The organism is Armatimonas sp., from assembly GCF_964826245.1.
On the sequence record NZ_CBAYMC010000042.1, the window covers coordinates 1 to 22,392 of the forward strand.

Here is a 22,392-nt window from a genome sequence, read left to right on the forward strand (position 1 = left end):
AAAACTCAAGACTTGCTCTGGGTGAAAGCGGCGGAGCTACTACCTGCGGGCCGAGCGGGCGAGTTCAACCAAGCCCTGATGGAGCTAGGAGCGCTGCACTGCCTCACTCCCCCCAAGTGTGGGGCGTGCCCTGTGCAGAGTGTCTGCGCCGCTTTCCAGCAGAGTGCCACCGATCAGTTTCCGCACTTTGCCCCCAAGAAAGCCTTCACGTCCCAGAGCGATGTTAGCCTCTGGATCACCGATGGCGACTGGTTTCTGCTCGTTAAGCGCCCTGAGGAAGGGCTCTGGGGCGGCCTCTTTGAGCTACCACGCGTCACCGTGCAGACGGCAGAGAGCCTAGAGGCGGCAGGCTTGCGTGCACTCTTGGAGCTTCTGGGCACCACCGGCACTATCGGCGCGCCGCTTGCCAGCCTGAAGCACGGCGTGACAACGCGCAAGATCACCCTCTACGCCTTAGCAGCTTCTCCGGTCTCGCTTCCCGATCCGCTCCCCGAAAATCTCATCTGGGTGACCTATAAGGACTTAGAGCGCTTTCCTCTTTCCTCGCCGCAAGCAAAACTACTGGGTTTCATTCAAAACAGTCAAAATCAGCCGTCTTTGTTCTAAAAAACGCGTTCCAATACACCAATAAGGAACTACCTCGTCAACGAGCGGGGGAGAGAAAACGGAGGATAAACACATGCCACGAGTAGCCCCTTGGCTGCCATTATTAGGTAGTACCGTTGTTTTGATTTTTGTTCTGGGTAGCGCAAAAGCCGGTTTGGATAACATCACGACTTCCCCAAACAAGACGGAAGCAGATCAGGAGTTTGTTCACTGTAGTACAGCCCTTGTTCTTATCCAGCAAAACCGCACCAAAGAAGCGCTTGAGCTCCTCAAGAGCCATGCAAACGCCCCAATGCCCTTGCCGATTGAGTCAGAGCTAAGCACCGAAGTAACGCCGAGTATGCAGCTACTCTTGCTCAGCAAAGGTCTCATCCATGCCGCGGAAACTGCCAAGGCCAAGGGGCAGCCTAAAGAGGCACGTGCCTATCTGGAGCAGTGCTACACTCTCGCACGTCGGATCGGTAGCACATCTCAGCCTCAAGACAGCAACTCACTCGCAATCACCAAGGCCATCACCATGGCCATTGATCGAGCCGATGTGGCTCTGCTTACCCCGTAGTTCACCAGCAGGAAAGTGGGCAGCGAAAACCGAACCCTAGGGCATGTCTGAGCCGAAGAAATTCCGCGTCGCTGGGGTGAGTTTTGACCACATGCACATGGGGGATCTGCTGCGCCAAGTGCGTGAGCACCCCCGCGCCGAGCTTGTGGGGGTTGCCGACGCCAGCCGCGAGCGTATGGCAGGCGTGGTAGCCAGCCTTGCCGTCCCTGAGGAGCGCGTCTTTACGGACTGGCGCGTGTGCCTGGAGACGACCCAGCCCGATCTCGTGATTCTCTGCCCCAAGACGGGTGAGCATGGCCAGTATGTAGTGGATGTCGCGCCCTATGGGACGCACATTCTGGTCGAGAAGCCCTTTGCCGCCCGCTTAGCCGATGCAGATCGGATGATCGCGGCAGTGGCAAAGACCGGCAAGACGATGATCATCAACTGGCCTCTCGCCTGGTACCCGCCACATGTCACCACCAAGCGCTTGCTCTCGGAGGGCTTGATTGGCGACGTGCTGGAGGTGCACTACTACGACGGCAACCGTGGTCCTCTGCGCCATATCGCGGATAAAGTCGAGATCACAGAAGACGAGGCCAATCGCCAGAAGTCCGAGTCCTGGTGGTATCAGAGATCGGCAGCAGGAGGCTCACTTCAGGACTACTTAGGTTACGGCGTGACCCTCGGCACCTGGTTTCTGGAAGGCCGAAAGCCTGTCGAAGTCACGTGCGTCACCGACAGTAAACCCGGCTTAGACGTCGATGAGCACTCGATCACGGTCTGCCGCTACGCCACCCCCTACAGCCTCTCCAAGTTCGAGACGCGCTGGGGCACCTTCACCGACCCCTGGACACTCCAGCCCCAGCCCAAGTGCGGCTTTGTGGTCATGGGCACCCACGGCACGATCTCTAGCTACGACTACGAGCCCGTGATTCGCGTCCAGACCAAAGACCAGCCCGCGACCCAGGAGATCCCCGTGGACACGCTTCAGCCGGGCTGGCGCAACCCGATTGAGCACCTCATCCACTACCTCGAAACCGGCTGTCGCCTCCACGGCCCACTAGATCCCACACTCTGCCGCATCGGCCAGCAGATCGTAGACAGCGCCATGCTCTCTGCAAAAGAGAAGCGCACTGTCACACTGCTGGACTAAAACCCATCCCCCGGCCCCTTCCCTCAGGACAAGGAAGGGGAGTTAGCGCTTCCAGATCGTGGCATCTAGGTTGAGAATCGCCTGGGCAAGCGTGGCCGCAGCGGCGACTTCGAGGGGACTCAGCGCGGGATCGGCTTTCTTCTCCCCGACGGTGAGAAGTTTTGCAGCCTCGGCAGGTGCTTGGGTGAAGAGCTGGCGCTGGGCGGCGTAGAGCTGCTCCAAGAGCCGCGCCTCAGTCGGTGTGGGAAAGCGTGTGGTGAGGGTGCGAAAGGTATAGACCACCCGCTGGGAGTCCGTCGTGCCGCCCTCTTTGACGATTCGCTCCCCAAGCACGCGTGCAGCTTCGACAAACTGCGGATCATTTAGTAAGACCAAGGCCTGGAGGGGCGTGCTGGTGTTCTGACGACGGGCCGTACAGACTTCTCGCCCCGACGCATCGAAGGCCATCATGTTGGGCATCGGGGCCGTGCGCTTCCAGACCGTGTAGAGGCTTCGGCGGTAGAGATCCCCTCCGACACTCTGCCGATAGCCAGGGCTCATGGTGTTGGCCTCACGCCAGAGATCTCCCGGCTGGTACGGGCTCACCGGTGGCCCACCGAGCTTGGCATCCAGCAGCCCACTGGCCGAGAGCGCCACATCGCGAATTGTCTCCGCCGAGAGCCGGTAGCTTGGCCCACGAGCCAGCAAGACATTCTGCGGGTCTCTTTTTTGCAGCTCTGGCCGCTGGGCACTGCTCTGCCGGTACGTCTGGCTTAGCACGAGCTGCTTCACGAGGCGCTTCACGCTCCAGTCGCGCTGGAAGTCTTTAGCAAGCCAGTCCAAAAGCTCGGAGTGGCTCGGTAAGCTCCCCTGAATCCCAAAGTCCTCGCTCGTCTCCACCAAGCCACGCCCAAAGAACTGCTGCCAGAAACGGTTGACCGCAACGCGCGCCGTCAGAGGATGGTCGGGCCGCGTGAGCCAGCGAGCCAGCGCAAGCCGATCCACTCGGGCTCCCCCACTCGTGGGGGCGGAGGGGGCCAGAGGCGGGAGAAAAGCGGGGGTGATACGTCCGACGCGGTTCTTGTCGGTCTTGGGCGCATCGTAGGCACCGCGTGCCAGAACATAGCTGGGGCGCGGCGTGGGCAGCTCCTCCATCGCCATGACTTCCTGAATCGGGTCTTCCGCGCGCCAGACGCGCTCGCGGGCAGCAGTGAGCTTCGCCTGCGCAGCGCGGGTCTCAGGGTCGAGTGCGGAGAAGTAGTAGTCACGCAGTGCCTCGGGCTGTTTGGTGCCTGAGAGTTCTGTCGCAGTCAGGGCCCGGCTGTAGACCGAGAGCTCATCAATCAAGCCGCCTTTGAAGCCCTTATCACGGAAGCGCTGACCAAAGGCGAGCGTGTGGGTTCCCGTGCCCTTCCAGATGTGGTCGCGAAGAATCTTGGTCGCGGCAGGCTGGCCATCCACATAGAGCTTCATGCCTGAGGCTTTACTGGAACCATCGTAGGTCAGCGTCACACGGAGCCAAGTGTCTTTCGGAACGGGGTTTGTGGCACGAATGGCGATGGCATTGCCAGGCCAGTGGCGCATCATGCGGGCTTGCAGGATCCCATCCTCGATCATTAGATCGTAGCCGTAAGGGCCTGCATCCGTGCCCGCGCTTGATGTGTAGACGACAACAGGATCTTTGAGAACCCGCCCATCGCGCATCCAGAAGTCAATGGTAAACGGCGTATGGCGGGTGAAGCGTGCCTTATCTCCAAAGTTAATATTATTGTCGCCATCGAGCTGCGCCGCCATGCCTATCTTGCCCGGCACCAAGGGGACGGCATCGACGTGCGGTACGCCATCGACCGTCTCAAAGCCAAAGTAGGTGACCAAGTCAGGACGCCCTCCGTCCTTGCGGTCCTCCAGCGGACGGCGCTTCAGCCACTCTTGAAAGGCGGCTTCCTGGCGGTTTTTAGTCTCCTCCAGTACTTTCTCGGCTTCAGCAACCCCACTTTTTGCCTGCTCAAGAGCTCTCTCTTGCTCGGGCGTGGGCAGGAGTAGCGATGGGGTCGGGGTGATGCTCCCTGAGTCGTAGAGGCCGTGCTCGTCTATGGAGTTAAAAAACGCCGAGAGGCCGTAGAAGTCGCTCTGCTTGATGGGATCGTACTTGTGATCGTGGCAGCGAGCGCACTCCAAGGTCAGGCCCAGAAACGCCGTTCCAAGCGTCCGCACACGATCCGCGACGTACTCCAAGCGCCACTCCTCAGGGACGGAGCCGCCTTCATTGGTCATGCGGTGCAAGCGGTTAAACGTCGTGGCGAGGCGCGTCTCTCGTGTGGCGTTTGGCAGTAAGTCCCCCGCGAGCTGCTGGGTAATGAACTGATCGTAGGGAAGATTGCGATTGAACGCCCCCACAACCCAGTCCCGCCACGGCCAGACGGTCGAGAGCTGATCCGACTGGTAGCCGTAGCTGTCGCCGTAGCGTGCCACATCCAGCCAGGGCAAGGCCATCTGCTCCCCAAAATGCGGAGATGCTAGCAGCCGATCCACGACTTTCTCATGTGCACTCGGCGTTTTGTCACTGAAAAACGCATCGGCCTCCGCGATACTGGGCGGCAACCCGATCAAGTCCAAACTCACCCGTCGCAGCCACTCCGCCCGGCTCGCCTCGGGTGAGGGCTTGAGCTTCTCTTTGACAAGACGCTCGCGGATATACCGGTCGATCCCCCCACTTGTGGGGGCCAGGGGGCCAAACGCCCAGTGTTTTTCGTACTTTGCACCCTCCGAAAGCCACTGCCGCACCGTGGCGATCTGAGCAGACGTGAGAGTTTTTTTCGTGTGCACCGGCGGCATATGAAGCGCATCGCTCACCGGAGCCGTAATGCGAGCCAGTAGCGCTTTTTTTGTCGCCGCGTTGGGCTGGTCGAGCCTCAGGTTTGCTTGCCGCGAGCCAGGGTCGGGGCCGTGGCAGAGAAAGCAGTTCTCGGCAAGAATAGGGCGAATCTCGCGGGTGTAGCTCACCCGAGGTTTCTGCGGCGATGCGCTTGCAAAGAGAGAGAGCGCCAGCGGCAGTGCGGCGAGAAGGCAAAGTGAGGATCGTTTCACGGAGAGATTTTACCTCTAGTCCCATGAAAACGACCAGCTTTGGTAATATGGTGGGCACAACCGATGATAAAATAACGTATTCAGAAGAGATTGCACGAAGGGGCGGGTGAGATAATGCAACGACGGAGTGGTTCTTTTGTTTTTGGAGCTGGGCTTGTCCTGGCCACTGGGATTGCCTTTGCCGGTGGCGCACGGCTGCGCCAAGGCAACGCTCCCACGAGTCCGCGAGTTCTACAAGCCGCCGTCGGGCGGGCACAAGTGGCAGAGAACGGCCACGCAGCGACTCCCAATCTTGGCGCAGGCCAGGACTTTGGAGGAACCTTTGAGACGGTCTACTCCCTTGTTAAAGACCAGTACTACGACACTCTTCCCAGCGACACGAAGATGGCGCAGACCAGTGTCAAGCTCATGATCGCCTCACTAGAAGATCCCAACTCTTATTTTTTGGAGCCCGAGCAGCGCAAGCTTTTAGAGGCCGAGGCGCAAGGCAAGTTCGCCGGTATCGGAGCGGCGCTCTCGGTTCAGGCAACGAAAACGGCAGGCTACACCGACCATAAAATCGTCGTCATCGCACCCCTGCCCGGCTCCGCTGCCGAAAAAGCGGGCCTGAAGCCCGGTGATGTCATCACCCATATTGACGGGCGCTGGGTACTGGGCTACGATCCGCTGGTCTCTTTCGCAAAAGTGGCACAGCAGTTCCAGAACCGCGAGGTAGATGAAAAAGCCTACGAGAAAGCGCGCGTGACAGCCCGTGACCGCATTGCAGGCGGGATTCGCCTCCACGCCGCTGAGATGCTTCTGCGCGGTGACACCCTACTCGCGAAGAGTACCGCGACCAAAGAAAAGTACGCGCTCACCGTTCAGCGCAAAGGCCAGGCAACACCGCTCAAAGTCGAGGTAACTCCAGGGGTAACCACTGCCCCCCCTCTGACCGTCAAGACCCTGGAGGGGAAAGCAAGCTACGTCAAAATTCCCTATCTGAGCGAAGGCACGGATGCTGCCCTTGCCAAGGCCCTGGAGAGCCTACCCGCTGAGAATACAGGCTTGGTTTTAGATCTACGGGGAACCCCCGGCGGCTCGTTTGAGGCGATGCAGCAGATTGCGGGCCTGCTCAGTGGCCGTGGCGTGGTGGCACAAGAAGTAGGCCAAGGCGGCAAGAAGAGTAGCCTCCTCGCCAGTGAAGCGGCGCGTGTGAAAGGCCCGCTCACGGTCTTGGTGGACGGTGGCACGGCCTCCACTGCTGAGGCGCTTGCCTCTTGTTTGAGTGAGCGTGGCGGCGCCACCCTGGTCGGGGAGAAGACTTTTGGTGATGCCTTGGTGCAGGGAATGTACTTGTTGCAAGATGGCTCCGCCTTCACCCTGATCACGGGCAAGCTCGTCAGCGGCAAGGGAGTCGCATGGTCAGGGATCGGCCTCAATCCTCAGATCGCGGTAGCCTCAGGCACCCCGGAGAGTGAGGTGCTAGCCCGCGCCGTAGCCTCGCTCAAGAACCGTCCTCAGATCGCCGGAACCTCGCCAACAGGAGCAAAGGAATAACACCATGCTACGCAATACCATCAAAGGCATCGCTGCCGCCAGCCTCGTCGGAGCCGCGTTTTTCAGTGGCTTTAACCTTGAAGCGTTTCGCACGCGCCGAGAAGACCCCCTCCGCACCAGTCCTCTGCTGATGGCGTCTCGTCTTAGTGAGGCAACTCGCCCCAAAGAAGCGAAAGCCCGCACCAGTGAGCTTGCTCCGATTGATACCTACCACAGTGTGCTCCAGAAGATTCTCACAGAGTACGGCACCCCGCCCACGGCTCCCACGGAGCTAAACAAGTGGCGCAACAAGATTAGCTACGCCGGAATTGACGGCATGGTGCTGGCTGTGGGCGACCGCTACACCGAGTACTGGAACCCCGAAGAGTTCAAGCGCAACATGGAAGACACCCAGGGGCGCTTCTTTGGGATCGGGGCGAAGCTGGATGTCACCAAAGACAAGAAGTTCCCGATGATCATCGAGCCCATTGAGAACTCCCCCGCCTGGCGCGCCAAGCTCAAACCCGGCGATGTGATCGTGGAAGTAGATGGTAAATCCGCCTTGATCTCGGACTCGCAGCACCTAGACGACGTGATCAAGCGCATTAAAGGCGAAGAGGGCACGAAAGTGCGGCTTGGGATTCGCCGTGGTACCGAGAAAAAAGACTATGTCTTCACCCGTGCACAGGTCAACTCACCGGTGATTGACTCCTGGATGCAAGACGATGTCGCCAAGATCGGCTACATTCGCCTGGATCTCTTCAGCGAGGAAGCCGATCTCCAGTTCGGGATTGCCTTAGAGCGTCTCCAAAAACTAGGCATGAAGGCCCTGATTTTTGACCTGCGCAACAACCCAGGTGGCATGCTCCACGTGGCACAGGACATGAGCGCACGCTTCTTACCGAGCGGCCCCGTGACCTGGCTCAAAGAGAAAAACGGGCAGATGCGCTCGCTCGATGTTGATGTCACCAAGCGCCGTGGGCCACTTGCACAGGGCAAAATCCCCACGGTGGTGCTCATCAATGGCGGCTCCGCCAGTGCCTCCGAGATTGTCTCAGGGGCGATCCAAGACGGTGGCTCGGGCTTCCTCATTGGAACACGAACCTACGGCAAGGGGCTGGTGCAGACCATTATCCCTCTGCAAGATGGCGAGGGTGCGGTCAAGATCACCACACAACGCTACTACACACGGGGCAAGCGCGATATCAACACGTTTCGGGATGAGTCGGGTGCTGTCACCAAGCAAGGGGGTGTCAAGCCGGACTTGGTGCTGGTCGAGACGGATAAAGATATCGAGGCGCAGTGGGTCGCGCTCCGTGACAAGCCCTTTGACCGGCGTGCAGCGGCCAAGTACAGCCCTCAGATCGCCAAGGGAATCGAGCTTCTCAAAGGCCGTATGGCAGGAAAGCCCTGGCCAAAATCGGAGAAAGACCTCCCCGATAAGCCCGAGAAGTCCGAGACAGTGAGTGCCAATCCCAAGAAGCTCGGGGGAATCCCGATGCACTCTGAGCAGCGGCCTCCTGAGCACTTGGCAGAGCAAGTCAAAGACGACGAAAAATAAAAATAATAGAGCAAAAGTGGGAGCGCAAGATTTGCGCTCCCACTTTTGCTATAATACAGTCCAAATGCAGCGCACTCTTGACCCTTCGCTTGCCTGTCCGAGCTGTGGCGCTCAGGCGCGTGTCTTTAAAAACAGCCAGAGTACATGCGCCTACTGTGGAGCGACCCTCCCTCCTCTGCCCTTCACCCATCCGGGGGGCACGTTTGCCCATACCTCACCGATTCGCATCGGAATGAAAGCGAAGCTCGGTGGGCGTGAGTATGTCGCGGTGGGCCGCTTGTTGTTTCGTGACAGCGAGGGCTACGCCTGGGAAGAGTGGGTGCTTCTCTCGCAAGACGGCGATGCACAGTACCTAGAGTTCGATGAGGGCAAGTGGAGCCTGACACGCTACTGGCCCGAGGGCAGTCAGAGCGTGCGAGTGGGTGACTATACCGAGGGCCAGCCCGTGACACTGGGTGGCAAGACCTATATCGTCACCTCGGTTGGGATGATGCGCGTGGCCGGGGTGGAGGGTGAGATTCCCTGGCGTGTCTCCGTGGGCGAGAGCAGCCCCTACGCCGACTTTGGCTCTGGCGATACGATCTTCTCTGTCGAGCAAGCCAGCGATGGGATTGAGTGGTTCCGTGGACGTCGCTTAGATGCCGCAGAAGTCTACACTCTCTTTGGCCTGAAAGAAGAAGTACGCGAAGAAATGCAGAAAGACGTCGTCCAGACCGACCGACGGCGCTTTGGCTGTCTCTGGCTCAATCTCTCCCTGCTTGCGTTCTTTCTCTGCGCAATCGCCTCCAGCACCAACGGCAAACAAGTTTTTAGCGCACAGCTCACGGCAGATCAAGTCGCCGATGAAGGAAGTCTCGTCGGGCCCTTTCCTCTCAAGCACATTGAGTTCCCGCACCGCTTGTCTCTCGCGTCCGGTGGGCTCAGCCAGACATCCGTCTGGGTGCAAGGAGTGCTCGAAGATGCGGGCGGCGCGGTTTTTGAAGCGGAGCAGGAGTTCTGGGACGAGACCGGCTACGACGATGGCCCGTGGCATGAGTGGGTCACGGACGCCAACACCGACTTTAGACTCGCGAAAGCCGGAGATTTCCGCGTGCGTGTCTATGCCGATCCCGAAGCCGCCGCCACGAGTGTTCCGATCATGGTGCGTGTCTATGAGGATGTGCGACATGCCACCCCACTTGCCTGGTTTGGAGGAATCGGGCTGGTGCTAGGAACCTGCTTCTGGCTCTCTGGAGCGCCTGGTGCCCGTAAGAGCTTTGCGGAGGCGATGCAAGACTCGTGAAGACCTGGGGCTATCGAATCGCGACGTTGCTCCTGCTGTTGAGCTTTGCCTTCACCTGTGGCGCGGCCTACTTTGGCTGGCTTCTCCCCAATACAGCGACCACCACAGCCCAGCGCAACACCATCCATAGCCGTGCAAGCGCCCGTGTCGGTACGCACATCACCGGTGGCGGTAGCCACTTTGGAAAATAACTATGAATAAAATACTCGCAACGCTCTCGCTGCTTGTGGCGACCACTCTTCCTGCACTTGCCCAGGAGTCAGTAGGGCGCTCCCGCCAAAGCCTCACCGAAGGCATTCTTTCCACCCTGATCTATGGCGTGATTGGCATTGTCTTAGCCGTGATTGGCTTTAAGGTATTTGATCTTGCCATCAAAGCCAATATCGAAAAAGAGATCTTTGAGAACAAAAACATGGCGGCGGCCACTCTCGCAGGTTCAGTGGTTCTGGGAATTGCGCTGATCGTCGCGGCGACGATTCACTCCTAACTAAAGCAACTCATGAGCGAGCAAGACCGGCGCGAAGTTCTCACCCTCCTCACGAGTGTCTTTCTGGTGGCGGCGTGCGGCCTGATCTATGAGCTACTCTTGGCGACGATCTCCTCGTATCTGATCGGCTCCTCGGTGACACAGTTCTCCCTGTGCATAGGGGTCTTTATCGGGGCAATGGGGATTGGCTCGTATCTGTCGCAGTTCGTGACAGTGCACCTCTTGCGCTGGTTTCTCACCGTGGAGATTCTCCTAGCCGTCGTCGGTGGGGTCTCGGCGTGGGCACTGTTTGGCGCGTACTCGTATCTCGGCGGCCTCTACTACGGGGCGCTTTTTGTGCTGATCGGGCTTATCGGCGGCCTCGTCGGTATTGAGCTGCCTCTCCTGACGCGCCTGCTCTCACCCTATGGTGCGCTCAAAGAGACGATTGCACAGGCACTCTCTTTTGACTACGTGGGCTCACTTCTAGGCTCGGTCACGTTTCCCCTCGTACTTCTGCCTGCCCTGGGCATGACCCGCACGGCCTTTGTGGTGGGGCTCCTCAACCTAGGGATCGCGGTGTGGAACCTGCGGGTCTTTGGTGCCAAGCTGAAGAACCCTCGGCTGATCGTGCTCCTCTGCGTCTTTTTGGCCGCTTTTCTTGGCTTCGGGCTGGCGGTCGCCGACCAGGCCGGGCGATTTTTCGAGAAGCGGCTCTACGACGACGAGATCCTCTTTGCGCGGCAGACTCCGTACCAGAAAATCGTGGTGACGCGCTTTCGGGAAGACCTACGGCTCTTTCTGGATGGCAACCTGCAGTTCTCGTCGCTCGATGAGTACCGCTACCACGAGGCTCTGGTTCACCCTGCCCTGAGCCTCTCGGTAAGTCAGGAGTCCGTGCTGGTGCTAGGCGGCGGCGACGGGCTGGGCGTGCGTGAAGTACTCAAGTGGCCTGGGGTTAAAAAAGTGGTGCTGGTGGATATTGACCCCGCCATGACCCGCATTGCCCGCACCTACCCGAGCCTTAAAGCCCAGAATAGCGGCGCACTCGATGACCCCCGTGTCACTTTAGTTCATGAAGATGCTTTCACCTACCTCAACAAGACGGGAGCGCTTTTTTCGGTGATCATCGGCGACCTGCCCGACCCGAACAGCGAGGTGCTCGCCAAGCTCTACTCCCGTGAGTTCTACAGCATGATCCGGCGCAGGCTTGCCCCCGGTGGCGCGTTTGTGACCCAGGCAACCTCGCCGCTTTTCTCGCGCGATGCCTTCTGGTGCATCGAGCGCACGGTCGCCGCGGCAGGTTTTTCGACCACGCCCTACCATGTCTACGTGCCAAGTTTCGGTGACTGGGGCTTCGTGCTGGCAAAAGACAGCGCTGCCTCTCCCAAGCTCACCGATACCCGGCTCTCGGGCCTGACACTCAAGTACCTCACTCCAGAGCTGCTCTCGACACTGACCGTTTTTGATGCGGACTCAAAACCTACCGTTGTCTCGGCGTCTACCCTGGATCGCCCTCAAGTCGTGCGTCACTACGAGCGGGGAGCCAAGCGTTGGGAGTAAAGCCAATCGGTATCCACTTGCTTCTCGATGCCTACGAGATCTCTCCAAGCCACCTAACGGATGCCCCGAGGCTCGCACAGGCACTCACTGAGGCGGCACTTGCGGCCCAGATGACGCCGCTCTCTGCCCCGGTGGTGCATGTCTTTCCCGGTGGGGGCCTGACCGCGTTTCTGCCGCTCGCCGAGTCGCACCTAGCGCTGCACACCTACCCCGAGCGTGGCTATATCGCCGCCGACTGCTTTACCTGTGGCCTCCCCGAAGGTGCCGACCGTGCCATGACTGTGCTCTGTAGCGCTCTCGGCGAGGGCCACTTTGAGATCCGTCGCCTGGAGCGTGGCTAGTGAAGCCGCGCTGGATCGTCTCTGCTCGCTACGACCTTGCCTTTTTTATCGGCTCCTGCGCTCTCACCTTCGCGTTCTATGGCCTCTACCGCACTGCCCATAACTTCGGTTTTTTATTACATGGCGACAGTATTCTCATCACCTACTTTTTCTTCACCGCCCTCTTTGATCACCCCCATATCTTCCAGACCTTTGCCCGCACCCACGCCGACAAAGACGAGTTTCAAAAACGCAAGGGGCTCTATACTTGGGGCCTTGCGGGTTTTATCGCGGCGGGCTTTGTGGGCGTGGCCCTGAAGTGGGAAGCGTACTTAATTGTGGGGGCGGCGGTCTATGGCACGTGGCATATCATGCGGCAGCACTACGGCTTCCTCAAGATCTATAAAGCCCTCAACGACGACCGTGCGCCTCTGGACAACTGGCTGGATGGCCTGACCTACTTCACGGGACTGTTCGCCTGCTTCTTCAACGACTACGGCGATGTGCGCGGCCCTCTGGTGGTCTACGGTAGCGTCAAAGTCAGTGTCCCAAACCTGCCGGGCGAGTGGGGTGAGGGGCTCTGGGTAGTGTTTTTGGTGCTCCTGACGCTCTTTGGGTTTCGCCAAGTGGGCCGCGCCATGCTGGGGCACCGCGTCAACCTGCCCAAAATACTCCTGATGCTCTCGGCGCTCGGGACGCACTACTTTGTCTTTTTTGCGACCGCCACGCCGTTCTTAGTCGCAGAGGCTCTGGAGACCGCCTACCACGATGTGCAGTACCACGCCTGGATGGCCCACTACGAAAAGCGGCGCTTTCCTGGCATCCGGCATGTCGCGCTAAAATGGGGAGCAACCGCGCTTGCCTACGGGTGTCTTGTCGGGGTGATCGAGATCAAGGGACTTCTCCAACCAGATGGCTGGGCAATGTGGGCGTTTATCCCCTTCACGATGGTCGTGATCTTCCACTACTTCGTGGATGGCCTGATCTGGAAAATGAGTGACTATCCTGAGCTTGGCAAGCTCCTTCTTCCTCCTAAAAAACCTGTCAGCAACCCAGAAAACCTGTCACAAAAATAGCCTTCATAGCGTATATATAAGACAGGAGATAGTTTTATGACACGTCGCAACGTCTTTCTGGCCGCCCTCTCGCTCACGCTTCTGTCGCTGCCGACCCTGCCCACGCAAGCCCAGCTTGATGGCGATCCCTACGTGGATGTCGTCGCACAGGGTAAGGGCCGGATCAACTACGCTGCTGGAGTGGTGAAGGCCACGGGCTACGGTGCCCCACCCACCAACTCGCAAAACCCCGCCCAGGCCCGGCTCATGGCCATGGGTGCGGCTAAGGCCGATGCGCTGCGCAATCTCGCGATGGCCGTGAGCTCGATCCAAGTCACCGCAACCACCAAGGTCAAGAACTATGTCACCGAGAGCGACACCGTCGAGACCAAAGTTACCGCGATCTTGCAGAACGCCCGGATTATCTCGGAGATAGTTGGCAAAGATGGCATGGCGTCTGTCACGGTTGAGATCCCAATGTACGGCAGAGGCTCCGTCGCCTCTGCGGTGATGGCGGAAGCGATTATGGAGCCACGGCGCGAGTCCCCAAGCCGAGAGCCTGTGCGCAGAGAGCCAGAACCCGAGCCTCTCTCACTCCCCGAGCGTGGCATCAAAACCAACCCTCGCGATCCGTTTAAAGAGCCTCGCGGTGGGGCAAAGCCCATCAAGGTCGAGCCGCGCAAGCCCAAAGCGGAGCCTAAGAACTACCACCTGCCGATCACCTCCCCCATCGAGGAAGGCCCCTTTACGTCGGTGATTGTAGACTGCCGTGGCCTAGGCATTCAAGCCGTGATGAGCCCTAAGATCTACGACACGAATGGCCGTGAGGTCTACGGCACACTCAACGTGGACGTGGACTACGCCATTGAGATTGGAATTGTGGGCTACCCGCGTTCGGTTGAAGAGGCACTCGCAAGCAAGCGAGCGGGAGAGAAGCCCCTTGTCGTTCGAGCGCTACGTGCCAAAGACTCCAGCAAGATAGATGTCGTGCTCTCCAATGAGGATGGCAAGCGGATACTAGAAGAGAGCCGACGTGATGGCTTTTTAGAAAAATGCCGCGTCATCCTGCTGTGTGATCCCGTTCGATAGGAACGCGACGGAAATGCGAATGCGAAGCGCACTCCTTGCCCTCACTGCCCTCCCGGCAGCAATCGTGATCGCCGCCCCGAGCTTTGCGGCACGTGAGGGCGATATCCTCAAGCTCTTTGAGAAAAAGCGCGTGATCGTCCAAGCCGCGCCCGAGCTGATGCCGCTCGCCGACGCACTTCTGGCGGGCTCGGGGGTCAAAGAGCGGGTGAGCTCTGAAGCGCAGGCGGAGACGACGGTGCGCCTCATGCTTACCCCCGAGAGTAGCGAGAATGTGATCGCCATCCAGCGCCCCAAGCGGGATCGCTGGATCGTCAACCTCTCCGCCCCCGACTCGGGGAACCTGCGCCAGCTCATCGTCGAGTTTCGCCGGCTGAAAGAGCCCCCTAAAGAGGTCATTCGTCGGTCTGTGCGCTCGGTGGCGGTGATTCCCATCGGGCCCGGAGCACTCTCTGCCGCGACACCTTTACTTACGGGCGTGCGCCATCTCGCCGCGGCGGACGCTTCCTCGCCTGTGGGCAACCGGGATGAGATTATTCTCTGGGATCGCTCCGTTCCCGGCGGCCTCGTCGCGCTTCCACAGGGCACCATCTGTGGGCCTCTCGATACGCTCACGTGGCGTGAGAGCCTTCCCGGCGGGCGCTCCCGCGCCGTGGTTGCCGCCCCCAGTGGCCCTCTTTTGGAAGGGGCTCTCAAGCGCCTGGGAGATCCTCTGAGCCTCTCGGAAGCCCCCACGGTCGTCTCCAGCGCAAAAGACCTTCGCAGCGTCCGCCGCGTCGCCGTGAGTGGGATCGGAGAGGATAGCGAGCTTGCCCGCCAGCTTGCCTCCCGTGCTGCCATCGGGTTGCGAAACATAGGAGCCTTTGAGGTACTGGAGCGCGAGGGACTCTCGGCCCTCCTCTCGGAGCTTGCCCTCTCGCAAGCCGGGATCACCGAAGCTCCAACTCGTAAAAAACTCCAGACACTTGCCGCCGCTGACACGCTCTTAATCGTCGAGCTGAGTGAGGCAAGTGGAGAGACGACCTACTCCGCGCGCCATGAGCGCTTGACTCCCAAGCAGGGGCAGGCTCCACAGCGCCCCCTAGAGCCGTCACGCTTCAGGCTGGATGTCGGCACCGATCCTCTCGCGCGTGCCGCCGCCGAAGCGCTTTTGGGTAGTAAAGTGGGCTACCGCACCGAGCGCGAGTACGCGGAGGCAATGGATGATTATCGCTTTCGTGTCCTGCCTGCCTGGGAGCGTGCTCTCTACAACTACCAGCAGGAGAGGCGCAACCGGCGTGTCTCCTGGCAGGAGAGAATCGCCTCGAAAGGATCGGCCAGTATCCGGGGGAGCGTCCGTTTAGTCAGCCTCAGCGATGGTGCGGTACTCTGGGAAGCGCCCCTGCAGGCCACGGAGACGGGGGAGGCTGCGGCCACGACCCGCACGATTACCACTCTGGGCGAAGAGAGTGCCCCCCGTGCCTTGGACCTGCCTCCCAGCACCACAAAGCCGCCTCAAGGAGTCGCACTACGTACCGGAGAGACGGCCCTGAGCCGCGCCCTCACCGAGCTACCTCTCACGGCTCTGCTCCCCAGCAGTAGCGCCGTTGTCGCAGAGCCCAGTGCGTCACTTACCCGAGCCACGGTTCTCGACACCGATTCCGAGAGCGTGCTGATCGGCCTAGGAAGTAGCGATGGTATCAAGAAGGGCGATGTGCTCCTAGTGCGCTTTCCAGAAAACACGGCTCTCCGTCTGATCGTCACAAAAGTCCGGGGCCGTAGCTGCGATGCCTCGTTTGAGCCAGAGACCAGCGCTAAGATCAAGGCACGGCTGATTCCCGGCCTGCCCGTGGAGCAGGCAAAATGATGGTCTTTGCCACTGTCGCGCAAGCACCACAGAGTCCCGAGATCCGTGTCGTGCTCGCCGAGGGCCGTGCCACTCTTACAAGCCTCGACATCGAGGGTGCACGTCGAGCCGCGATCGCCAGTGCGCTGCGAAACGCAGTGGAAAAGACGCTAGGCGTCTATGTCTCGGGGCAGACTCTGACAAAAGACTACGCCTTGTTGCGCGACCAGGTGCTAACCCGCAGCGACGGCCATGCCGTCCTCAACGACATCGTGCGGGTGGAGCAGCTTCCCCAGGAAATTCGCGTGATTGTTCGTGCCACAGTCTCCCTCCGCCCTCTTACCGAGCAAGTCCGTGCTCTGGGACTGGCGCGAGCCTGGCGGGTACAGACTCTCAATCCCACACTGGAAAAAGCGCTTATCGAAGCGGGTTTCACGGTGGAAGAAGACGAGAAAAAGACAGATATCACGGTGGCGGTCACTCCTCGCTTCACCACGGTCACCCAGCTCCCTCTGCAAACGGCTGTCGGCCCCATGATCATGTACACCGTGCGTGGCGAGGTCACGGCTCGGGCAAGGCGCGGCTCTGAGGTGGTGGCAGCGCGGGTGCAGACCGAGCTAGGACGGCATATTAACCTGGAAACCGCACGGCAGCAAGCTGTGGATGATGCCGTGGAAAAACTGGCCCGACTTCTGGCGGAGGACTTACTCGTGCTTCCCTCACGCCTCACCCAGCCCGTCCAGCTCGTCGTCACAGGCATTGCCAGCGCTGATGCTGCCCAGGCGCTCTGTGACCGTCTCGGAGCCCTGCCCAGTGTCCTCAAAGCCCTAAAGCGCTCCTGGAGTGGCACCAGCGCCACGTATGAGCTAGAAGTCCCAACCGAGACAGCAATGGCAGCGGCGCTCAAGGCTCTGGGGCTTACGGTGCTCTCGGAGAGCAAGACTCAGATAACTGCATGCAACCAAGCCCCACCGCGCAACCAAGCCCCACCGCGCAACCAAGTCCCACCGCGCAAACAAGTCTCCCCCAAACATGTCTTGAGAAGATGAAACGGTGTTCGGCTCTTGCTTGCGATGGGAGCGGACGAAGAAGCCAAGGAGTGGGTATCGCAGGAGCTCGCTCCGATACTCGTTCGTATCGCGGCTACACTACGACCGGCCAGAGATCGTCCTCTCTCGATTCACTTTGTGATCAGCAAGTGGGACCGCAATCGTGGTACAGACCCGAAAGCGCCATAGCGCCGAGAGCAGGTCATGGCGGGGCTCATCCTGCTCAGGTAAATCCACAGCAGCGGGCAGAGCGGGCGTTTCCCATTTCCCGTGCACAGGTTTTGGAAGAGATCACCCAAGAGACCTTCTTCAGCCGCCTGCGTCGCTTCTTTCATTGGTATAGGAGCAGTCGCCCTTCCAAGCAGAATAAAAATCTTATAAGTTAGTATTATCCAACTTAGTTGCGTTAGTATTTCAAAGTCCTGTCATTAATATGTCTAAATCTAAGTAATTCACAGGGTATCTATTTTTCATAGTTATTCACTTGTGTAATCAGGTATACTATATTTATAATGGCAGAATTTCAAGATACCAATGCTCCTCTGTTTGATTTTGTCGTCATGGGCTCCGGAATCGCGGGCCTGACTTTTGCGCTGAAAGTTGCGGATGCTGGCACGGTTGCTCTCATCACAAAAAAAGACAGATCAGACTCGAACACGAACTGGGCTCAGGGGGGGATTGCGGGGGTCATGGCACCTGACGACTCCTTTGATCTCCATATCCATGACACGCTGATCGCAGGGGCTGGCCTCTGTCACGAAGATGCGGTACGGACACTCGTCGTCGAGGGGCCGACTCGTATTCGGGAGCTGATTGCCCTCGGGACGCGCTTTACACAAGACCAAAAAGGCGCGCTCGCTCTCACGCAAGAAGGCGGCCACTCGCGGCGCAGAATTCTCTACAACAACGACCTAACCGGCCGTGAGATCGAGCGCGCCCTCGTGGAGAGTATCCACTCACACCCTTCGATCCAGGTTTTTGAGCACCACATGGCCATTGATCTGGCCAAGTCAAAAGACGATGATGAGCGGATCTGTGGTGCGTATGTTTTAGACACGCTTGATGGGGAGATCACGACCTTTCTGGCGAGACGTGCGGTCTTTCTGGCAACGGGTGGCTGCGGTGCTGTCTACACGCATACCACCAACCCCGCCATTGCAACCGGCGATGGGGTCGCGATGGCTTTCCGGGCGGGAGCACAAGTGGCCAACATGGAGTTTATCCAGTTCCATCCTACGACGCTCTACCATCCTGCGGCCCGTAGCTTTCTGATCTCAGAAGCAGTGCGCGGTGAGGGCGGAGTTCTCCGGGATGCCGCCGGGCGCGCCTTCATGAATGACTACGACGAGCGCGGGAACTTAGCGCCACGCGATATTGTGGCACGGGCCATTGACGCAGAGTGCAAGAAACAAAACGAGCCGTGTATGTTTCTGGATGCCACCCATATCAGCGCTACGGAGATTCAGCATCGGTTTCCCAATATCTACGCACGGTGCCTCAGCTACGGCATTGACATGACACGCGAGCCCATCCCCGTTGTGCCTGCGGCGCACTACATGTGTGGTGGGGTTGTCACGGATCTCTACGGACGCACAAGCCTACCACGGCTTTTTGCCAGCGGTGAGGTGACCTGTACGGGCGTCCATGGGGCCAATCGGCTCGCCTCCAACTCGCTTCTGGAGGGGCTGGTCTTCTCCCACCGAGCCGCGGACTTATTCTTGCACGACCTAGACGATACCCCGCCTCTTCTGGAGCATGTCCCTCCCTTTCGCCCCTACCGAGGTCGCGTGCGTATCGCAGACACGGAGGCACTGAAGACGCGCATTCAGGCGGCGATGACAAAGTTCGTGGGCATTGTCCGCAACGACGAGCGCCTCCACCAAGCGGATGTCGCAGTGAGTGTCATCATGGACGAGGTCGAGAGCCTCTACGCCACGTGCCGCCCAACCGAGGATCTCTTAGAGCTACGGAACCTGGCGCTGACGGCGCAGCTGATCATCCGCTCCGCACAGCAGCGCAAAGAGTCCCGGGGGCTACATACCACCTTGAACTACCCCGAAGCCCAGGAAAGTGAGCGCCACGACACCGTTCTTGTCAAGCGAAAACGCACCGACTTCGCCGTCGTGAATCGCTAGTATGAAAATAATATGGGTCGGGTGGGACTCGAACCCACGACCAATGCCTTATAGCTTCTCTCAGGAGTCGCACCTGAAATGGCATGAACCATCGTTCTCACGATAAGCAAAGGGCACTGCTCTACCACTGAGCTACCGACCCGTAGCACAGGGGAGTTTATCACGACAAAAATGAGTCGTCCACCCCCCGTGCATTTTTTTTGAAATGCAAGCTATAATACGGGCTTAGATGCCACGAACCAAAATTATCTGTACGCTAGGGCCTGCTGTAGATGCCCCAGAAACCTTGGAACGCCTGATCCGCTCTGGGATGGATGTTGCCCGTTTCAACTTCTCGCATGGTAGCCACGCCCAGCATGCAGAGCGCTTCGCACGGCTCCAGGCGGCAGCAGCTCGTGTCGGCAAGCCCGTCGCAGCCATGCAGGATCTCTGTGGACCCAAGCTCCGTGTGGGGACAATCATGGAGGGAGTCATCTTGGATGAGGGAGCGCAAGTCACCCTCACCCTGGCATCGGCGATAGGCACTGCGGAGTGCATCCCCCTTCCCATCCCGGAGTTTTTTGCCGTCGCCGCTCCCGGAATGCGCCTGCTGCTCGATGATGGCCTTCTGGAGCTGCAGGTCGAAACAGTAGAGTCAGAGAGGGTTATCTGTCGCGTGATTGCAGGGGGAGCGCTCTCCTCAGGCAAGGGCGTCAACCTGCCCGGTGTCCCCTTACCGGTCGCGGCAGTGACAGAGAAAGACGAGGCAGATCTTAAATTTGGGCTAGCGCTCGGAGTGGACTATGTCGCCCTCTCGTTTGTCCGCGACGTGGCCGATGTCCACCGGCTCCGCACGCTAATGCAGCAGGCGGGGCGTGTGGTTCCCATCCTAGTCAAGATCGAAAAAGCAGAAGCGCTAGAAAACTTGGATGCGATCCTGGAAGCGGCAGATGGCGCGATGGTGGCGCGCGGAGATCTGGGAGTTGAGCTACCGGTCGAGGAGATGGCCATGGTCCAGAAGCGCTTGATCCGTGCCTGTAACCGCCTCGGCAAGCCCGTGATTACGGCAACCCAGATGCTCGACTCCATGATCCGCAACCCGCGTCCCACCCGCGCCGAGGTCACCGACATCGCCAACGCGATCCTAGATGGTACGGATGCACTGATGCTTTCTGGGGAGACCGCGGTGGGAGCCCATCCCCTTCAGGCCGTCGAGACCATGGCACGGATCGCTCGCCGTACGGAAGAGCAGCTAGACTACGACCAGCTCTTGCGGGAGAAAACGGCAATCTTTGGCCGCGAGAGCGTCACCGATGCGGTTGCAGAGGCAGCCGTCACCATTGCCCATGATCTTCAGGCGGCGGCTATTCTCTGCGCCACTGAGTCTGGGGGAACGGCACGCTCCGTTGCGAAATTCCGCCCCAAGACACAAGTCGTAGCTGTCACTCCCTCGCTGGAAACCTGTCGACGCCTGGCTCTCTTCTGGGGGGTTCAGTCTCTCCTCATGCCCGTCCCTACCAGTGTCGAAGGTCTCCTGAGCGAGAGTGCGGCGGCAGCGGCGGCGGCAGGTTATTTGAAGACAGGAAGTCTCTTTGTGCTTACCTCAGGCACTCCGTTGGGAAAACCTGGAAGCACCAATCTTATCAAGGTACACTCTTTTGGCGAACCTCTCTAAACCTCGTCCCCAGCGCCAGCGGCGTCAGTCCAATATTTTCTGGCGCACTCTGGGCGGTGCTCTTGGCATAGTCTTAGCACTCGGTCTCTATGTTCGGTGGCTCTCGCTCCCTTGGTCCTTAGGAGCGCAGACCAATCGCGAGGTGCGTCAGCTCGAAGCAAGACTCCGTGACCGGCATGCAGAAAATGTAAGATATGCTCAACACCTAGCCTATCTCAAGTCCGCAGAAGGGATCGAAGCCATAGCCCGTTCACGAGGCTATCATCGCCCAGGTGAGACCGTCTACCTTCAGCCGCGTGAGAAAAAAAACGAGCGCCTCTGAGGAACTCTTCACACTGTGCCACAATCGAAGTTTGAAACCGAAGAGAATTGGGGGATAATAGCACGGACGACATACATGCCTCACTTAGAAAGCTCGCCCCCTTGCTCATTAAATAACGATGAAACTAGACAGAATCAGAAAGGAAACATGCCTGTGTCCGTAGAGCTTCTCTCGGTTCCAACGCGTGCCAAGCGTTCAAGTGTGTCTCGCGGTGCAAAACGCGCTCTTGATATTTTAGTGGCATCACTTGCTCTACTTCTGTTGTTACCCCTTCTGTCCTTGATCGCACTTCTTATCTATGCCACAGATCGTGGCCCCATTATCTACCGTCAGAAGCGTGTCGGGAAGAATGGTGAGCAGTTTACGTTCTATAAGTTTCGGAGCATGGTAACCAATGCCGATGCTCTGAAGGCGCGCCTAGCCGTTCAAAACGAAGCCTCGGGGCCGATTTTCAAGATGAAAAATGACCCACGTGTTACTAGGATTGGCCGTCTTTTACGACGAAGTTCATTAGATGAGACGCCTCAGTTCTGGAATGTCCTCAAGGGCGATATGACTCTCGTTGGGCCTCGACCGCATCTCAAGAGTGAGATTGATTCTTATCCCGACTATCCTATGGAGCGTCTGAGTGTCACTCCTGGCCTGATCTGTTTCCGCGAAGTGGAAGGGCGCTCGGGTCTGACGTTTGAGCGCTGGCTGGAGCTCGACATGAAGTATGTCAAGCACCACTCGTTTCGCACCGACCTGATGATTCTGCTACGAGCGATCCCTGCCATCCTTCTAGGGCGTGGAGCCTACTAGAGTACCCACTAGAGTCATCTCCCTTGGAAAAGCTAGGCACTGCGGCCTGGCTTTTATTGTTTGTCACGCAGGTATGAGATACCTCATTGAAGCTAGATTCGGCACAAAACAAGCAGGAGTTTTCGTCGCGCACAAAGAACATAGAGAGTAGTGTGCTTGACAGTACCCGAGGGTACTCGTACAATTACCGGAATCCATTTTTGCCTAGGGGAGTTTCTGATGCCAGGAACCACAATGAAAAAACATAACACACACCAACGCTTTGCCCGTCGTGGCAGTATCTGGGCAACTGCGAGTGCCCTCAGTCTTCTGCTACCCGCTGCTTCGGCTTGGGCAGATGGCCAGATCAAGTTTAAGATCGTGGATGCCAAAAACGGTGCTGTTCTACCTGG

Annotated in this window: 19 protein-coding genes and 1 tRNA gene; 18 read left to right on the forward strand and 2 right to left on the reverse strand. The window is 58.8% G+C overall.

What is annotated here, in order from left to right; translation table 11 throughout:
• The 3 genes from AC1XOS_RS06020 to AC1XOS_RS06030 form a co-directional block, all read left to right on the forward strand.
• Window positions 1-606 (forward strand): NUDIX domain-containing protein (locus AC1XOS_RS06020; protein ID WP_481961317.1); only part of this gene is annotated, 606 nt, incomplete at its 5' end.
• Window positions 607-727: 121 nt separating this feature from the next.
• Entirely contained in the window at window positions 728-1,165 is a 438-nt protein-coding gene (locus AC1XOS_RS06025; RefSeq protein WP_481961318.1) for a hypothetical protein, read from the forward strand.
• A 43-nt stretch (window positions 1,166-1,208) separates the two neighbouring features.
• Window positions 1,209-2,300, forward strand: a complete 1,092-nt coding sequence (locus AC1XOS_RS06030) for a Gfo/Idh/MocA family protein (RefSeq protein ID WP_481961319.1) — start codon at window positions 1,209-1,211, stop codon at window positions 2,298-2,300.
• A 42-nt stretch (window positions 2,301-2,342) separates the two neighbouring features.
• Here AC1XOS_RS06030 and AC1XOS_RS06035 read toward each other — a convergent pair whose 3' ends face one another.
• Window positions 2,343-5,366 carry a DUF1553 domain-containing protein gene (locus AC1XOS_RS06035; protein WP_481961320.1) on the reverse strand — a complete coding sequence of 1,008 codons (3,024 nt, stop codon included), beginning with the start codon at window positions 5,364-5,366 and terminating at the stop codon, window positions 2,343-2,345.
• A gap of 114 nt (window positions 5,367-5,480) precedes the next feature.
• Between AC1XOS_RS06035 and AC1XOS_RS06040 the strand changes: the two genes are divergently transcribed.
• The 12 genes from AC1XOS_RS06040 (at window position 5,481) to nadB (ending at window position 19,223) form a co-directional block, all read left to right on the forward strand.
• The gene (locus AC1XOS_RS06040; RefSeq protein WP_481961321.1) at window positions 5,481-6,902 is read left to right on the forward strand and encodes a S41 family peptidase; all 1,422 of its coding nucleotides are present in this window, start codon (window positions 5,481-5,483) and stop codon (window positions 6,900-6,902) included.
• A 4-nt stretch (window positions 6,903-6,906) separates the two neighbouring features.
• Window positions 6,907-8,442 carry a S41 family peptidase gene (locus AC1XOS_RS06045; RefSeq protein ID WP_481961322.1) on the forward strand — a complete coding sequence of 512 codons (1,536 nt, stop codon included), beginning with the start codon at window positions 6,907-6,909 and terminating at the stop codon, window positions 8,440-8,442.
• Between the two features lie 64 nt (window positions 8,443-8,506).
• A complete protein-coding gene (locus AC1XOS_RS06050; RefSeq protein WP_481961323.1) occupies window positions 8,507-9,724 on the forward strand; it encodes a DUF4178 domain-containing protein in 1,218 nt (405 codons plus the stop codon).
• A complete protein-coding gene (locus AC1XOS_RS06055; RefSeq protein ID WP_481961324.1) occupies window positions 9,721-9,915 on the forward strand; it encodes a hypothetical protein in 195 nt (64 codons plus the stop codon). Before AC1XOS_RS06050 ends, AC1XOS_RS06055 begins: the two co-directional genes overlap by 4 nt.
• Window positions 9,916-9,917: 2 nt before the next feature.
• Complete coding sequence (locus AC1XOS_RS06060; protein WP_481961325.1) at window positions 9,918-10,211, forward strand: DUF350 domain-containing protein; 294 nt, start codon at window positions 9,918-9,920, stop codon at window positions 10,209-10,211.
• Between the two features lie 12 nt (window positions 10,212-10,223).
• The gene (locus AC1XOS_RS06065) at window positions 10,224-11,753 is read left to right on the forward strand and encodes a polyamine aminopropyltransferase (protein ID WP_481961326.1); all 1,530 of its coding nucleotides are present in this window, start codon (window positions 10,224-10,226) and stop codon (window positions 11,751-11,753) included.
• On the forward strand, window positions 11,744-12,094 hold the full coding sequence (gene speD, locus AC1XOS_RS06070) for an adenosylmethionine decarboxylase (RefSeq protein WP_481961327.1): 351 nt from the start codon (window positions 11,744-11,746) through the stop codon (window positions 12,092-12,094). Before AC1XOS_RS06065 ends, speD begins: the two co-directional genes overlap by 10 nt.
• Window positions 12,094-13,149: a hypothetical protein gene (locus AC1XOS_RS06075; RefSeq protein WP_481961328.1), complete on the forward strand. Its 1,056-nt coding sequence runs from the start codon at window positions 12,094-12,096 to the stop codon at window positions 13,147-13,149. The genes speD and AC1XOS_RS06075 overlap by 1 nt, the downstream gene beginning before the upstream one ends.
• A 36-nt stretch (window positions 13,150-13,185) precedes the next feature.
• Window positions 13,186-14,217 carry an LPP20 family lipoprotein gene (locus AC1XOS_RS06080; RefSeq protein WP_481961329.1) on the forward strand — a complete coding sequence of 344 codons (1,032 nt, stop codon included), beginning with the start codon at window positions 13,186-13,188 and terminating at the stop codon, window positions 14,215-14,217.
• Window positions 14,218-14,230: 13 nt separating this feature from the next.
• Window positions 14,231-16,060, forward strand: a complete 1,830-nt coding sequence (locus tag AC1XOS_RS06085; RefSeq protein ID WP_481961330.1) for a CsgG/HfaB family protein — start codon at window positions 14,231-14,233, stop codon at window positions 16,058-16,060.
• Window positions 16,057-17,088: a hypothetical protein gene (locus AC1XOS_RS06090; RefSeq protein WP_481961331.1), complete on the forward strand. Its 1,032-nt coding sequence runs from the start codon at window positions 16,057-16,059 to the stop codon at window positions 17,086-17,088. The genes AC1XOS_RS06085 and AC1XOS_RS06090 overlap by 4 nt, the downstream gene beginning before the upstream one ends.
• Before the next feature lie 512 nt (window positions 17,089-17,600).
• Window positions 17,601-19,223, forward strand: a complete 1,623-nt coding sequence (gene nadB / locus AC1XOS_RS06095; RefSeq protein WP_481961332.1) for an L-aspartate oxidase — start codon at window positions 17,601-17,603, stop codon at window positions 19,221-19,223.
• Window positions 19,224-19,236: 13 nt separating this feature from the next.
• Here nadB and AC1XOS_RS06100 read toward each other — a convergent pair.
• Window positions 19,237-19,365, reverse strand: a tRNA-OTHER gene (locus AC1XOS_RS06100).
• An 87-nt stretch (window positions 19,366-19,452) separates the two neighbouring features.
• On the opposite strand from AC1XOS_RS06100, the gene pyk reads away from it, so the two are divergent.
• From pyk to AC1XOS_RS06115, 3 genes are all read left to right on the forward strand, one after another.
• Entirely contained in the window at window positions 19,453-20,877 is a 1,425-nt protein-coding gene (gene pyk, locus AC1XOS_RS06105) for a pyruvate kinase (protein ID WP_481961333.1), read from the forward strand.
• Window positions 20,861-21,199 (forward strand): FtsB family cell division protein, encoded by a 339-nt coding sequence (locus AC1XOS_RS06110; protein WP_481961334.1) that lies wholly within the window; start codon window positions 20,861-20,863, stop codon window positions 21,197-21,199. The genes pyk and AC1XOS_RS06110 overlap by 17 nt, the downstream gene beginning before the upstream one ends.
• A 147-nt stretch (window positions 21,200-21,346) precedes the next feature.
• Complete coding sequence (locus AC1XOS_RS06115) at window positions 21,347-22,000, forward strand: sugar transferase (RefSeq protein WP_481961335.1); 654 nt, start codon at window positions 21,347-21,349, stop codon at window positions 21,998-22,000.
• The last annotated feature ends 392 nt before the right edge of the window (window positions 22,001-22,392 follow it).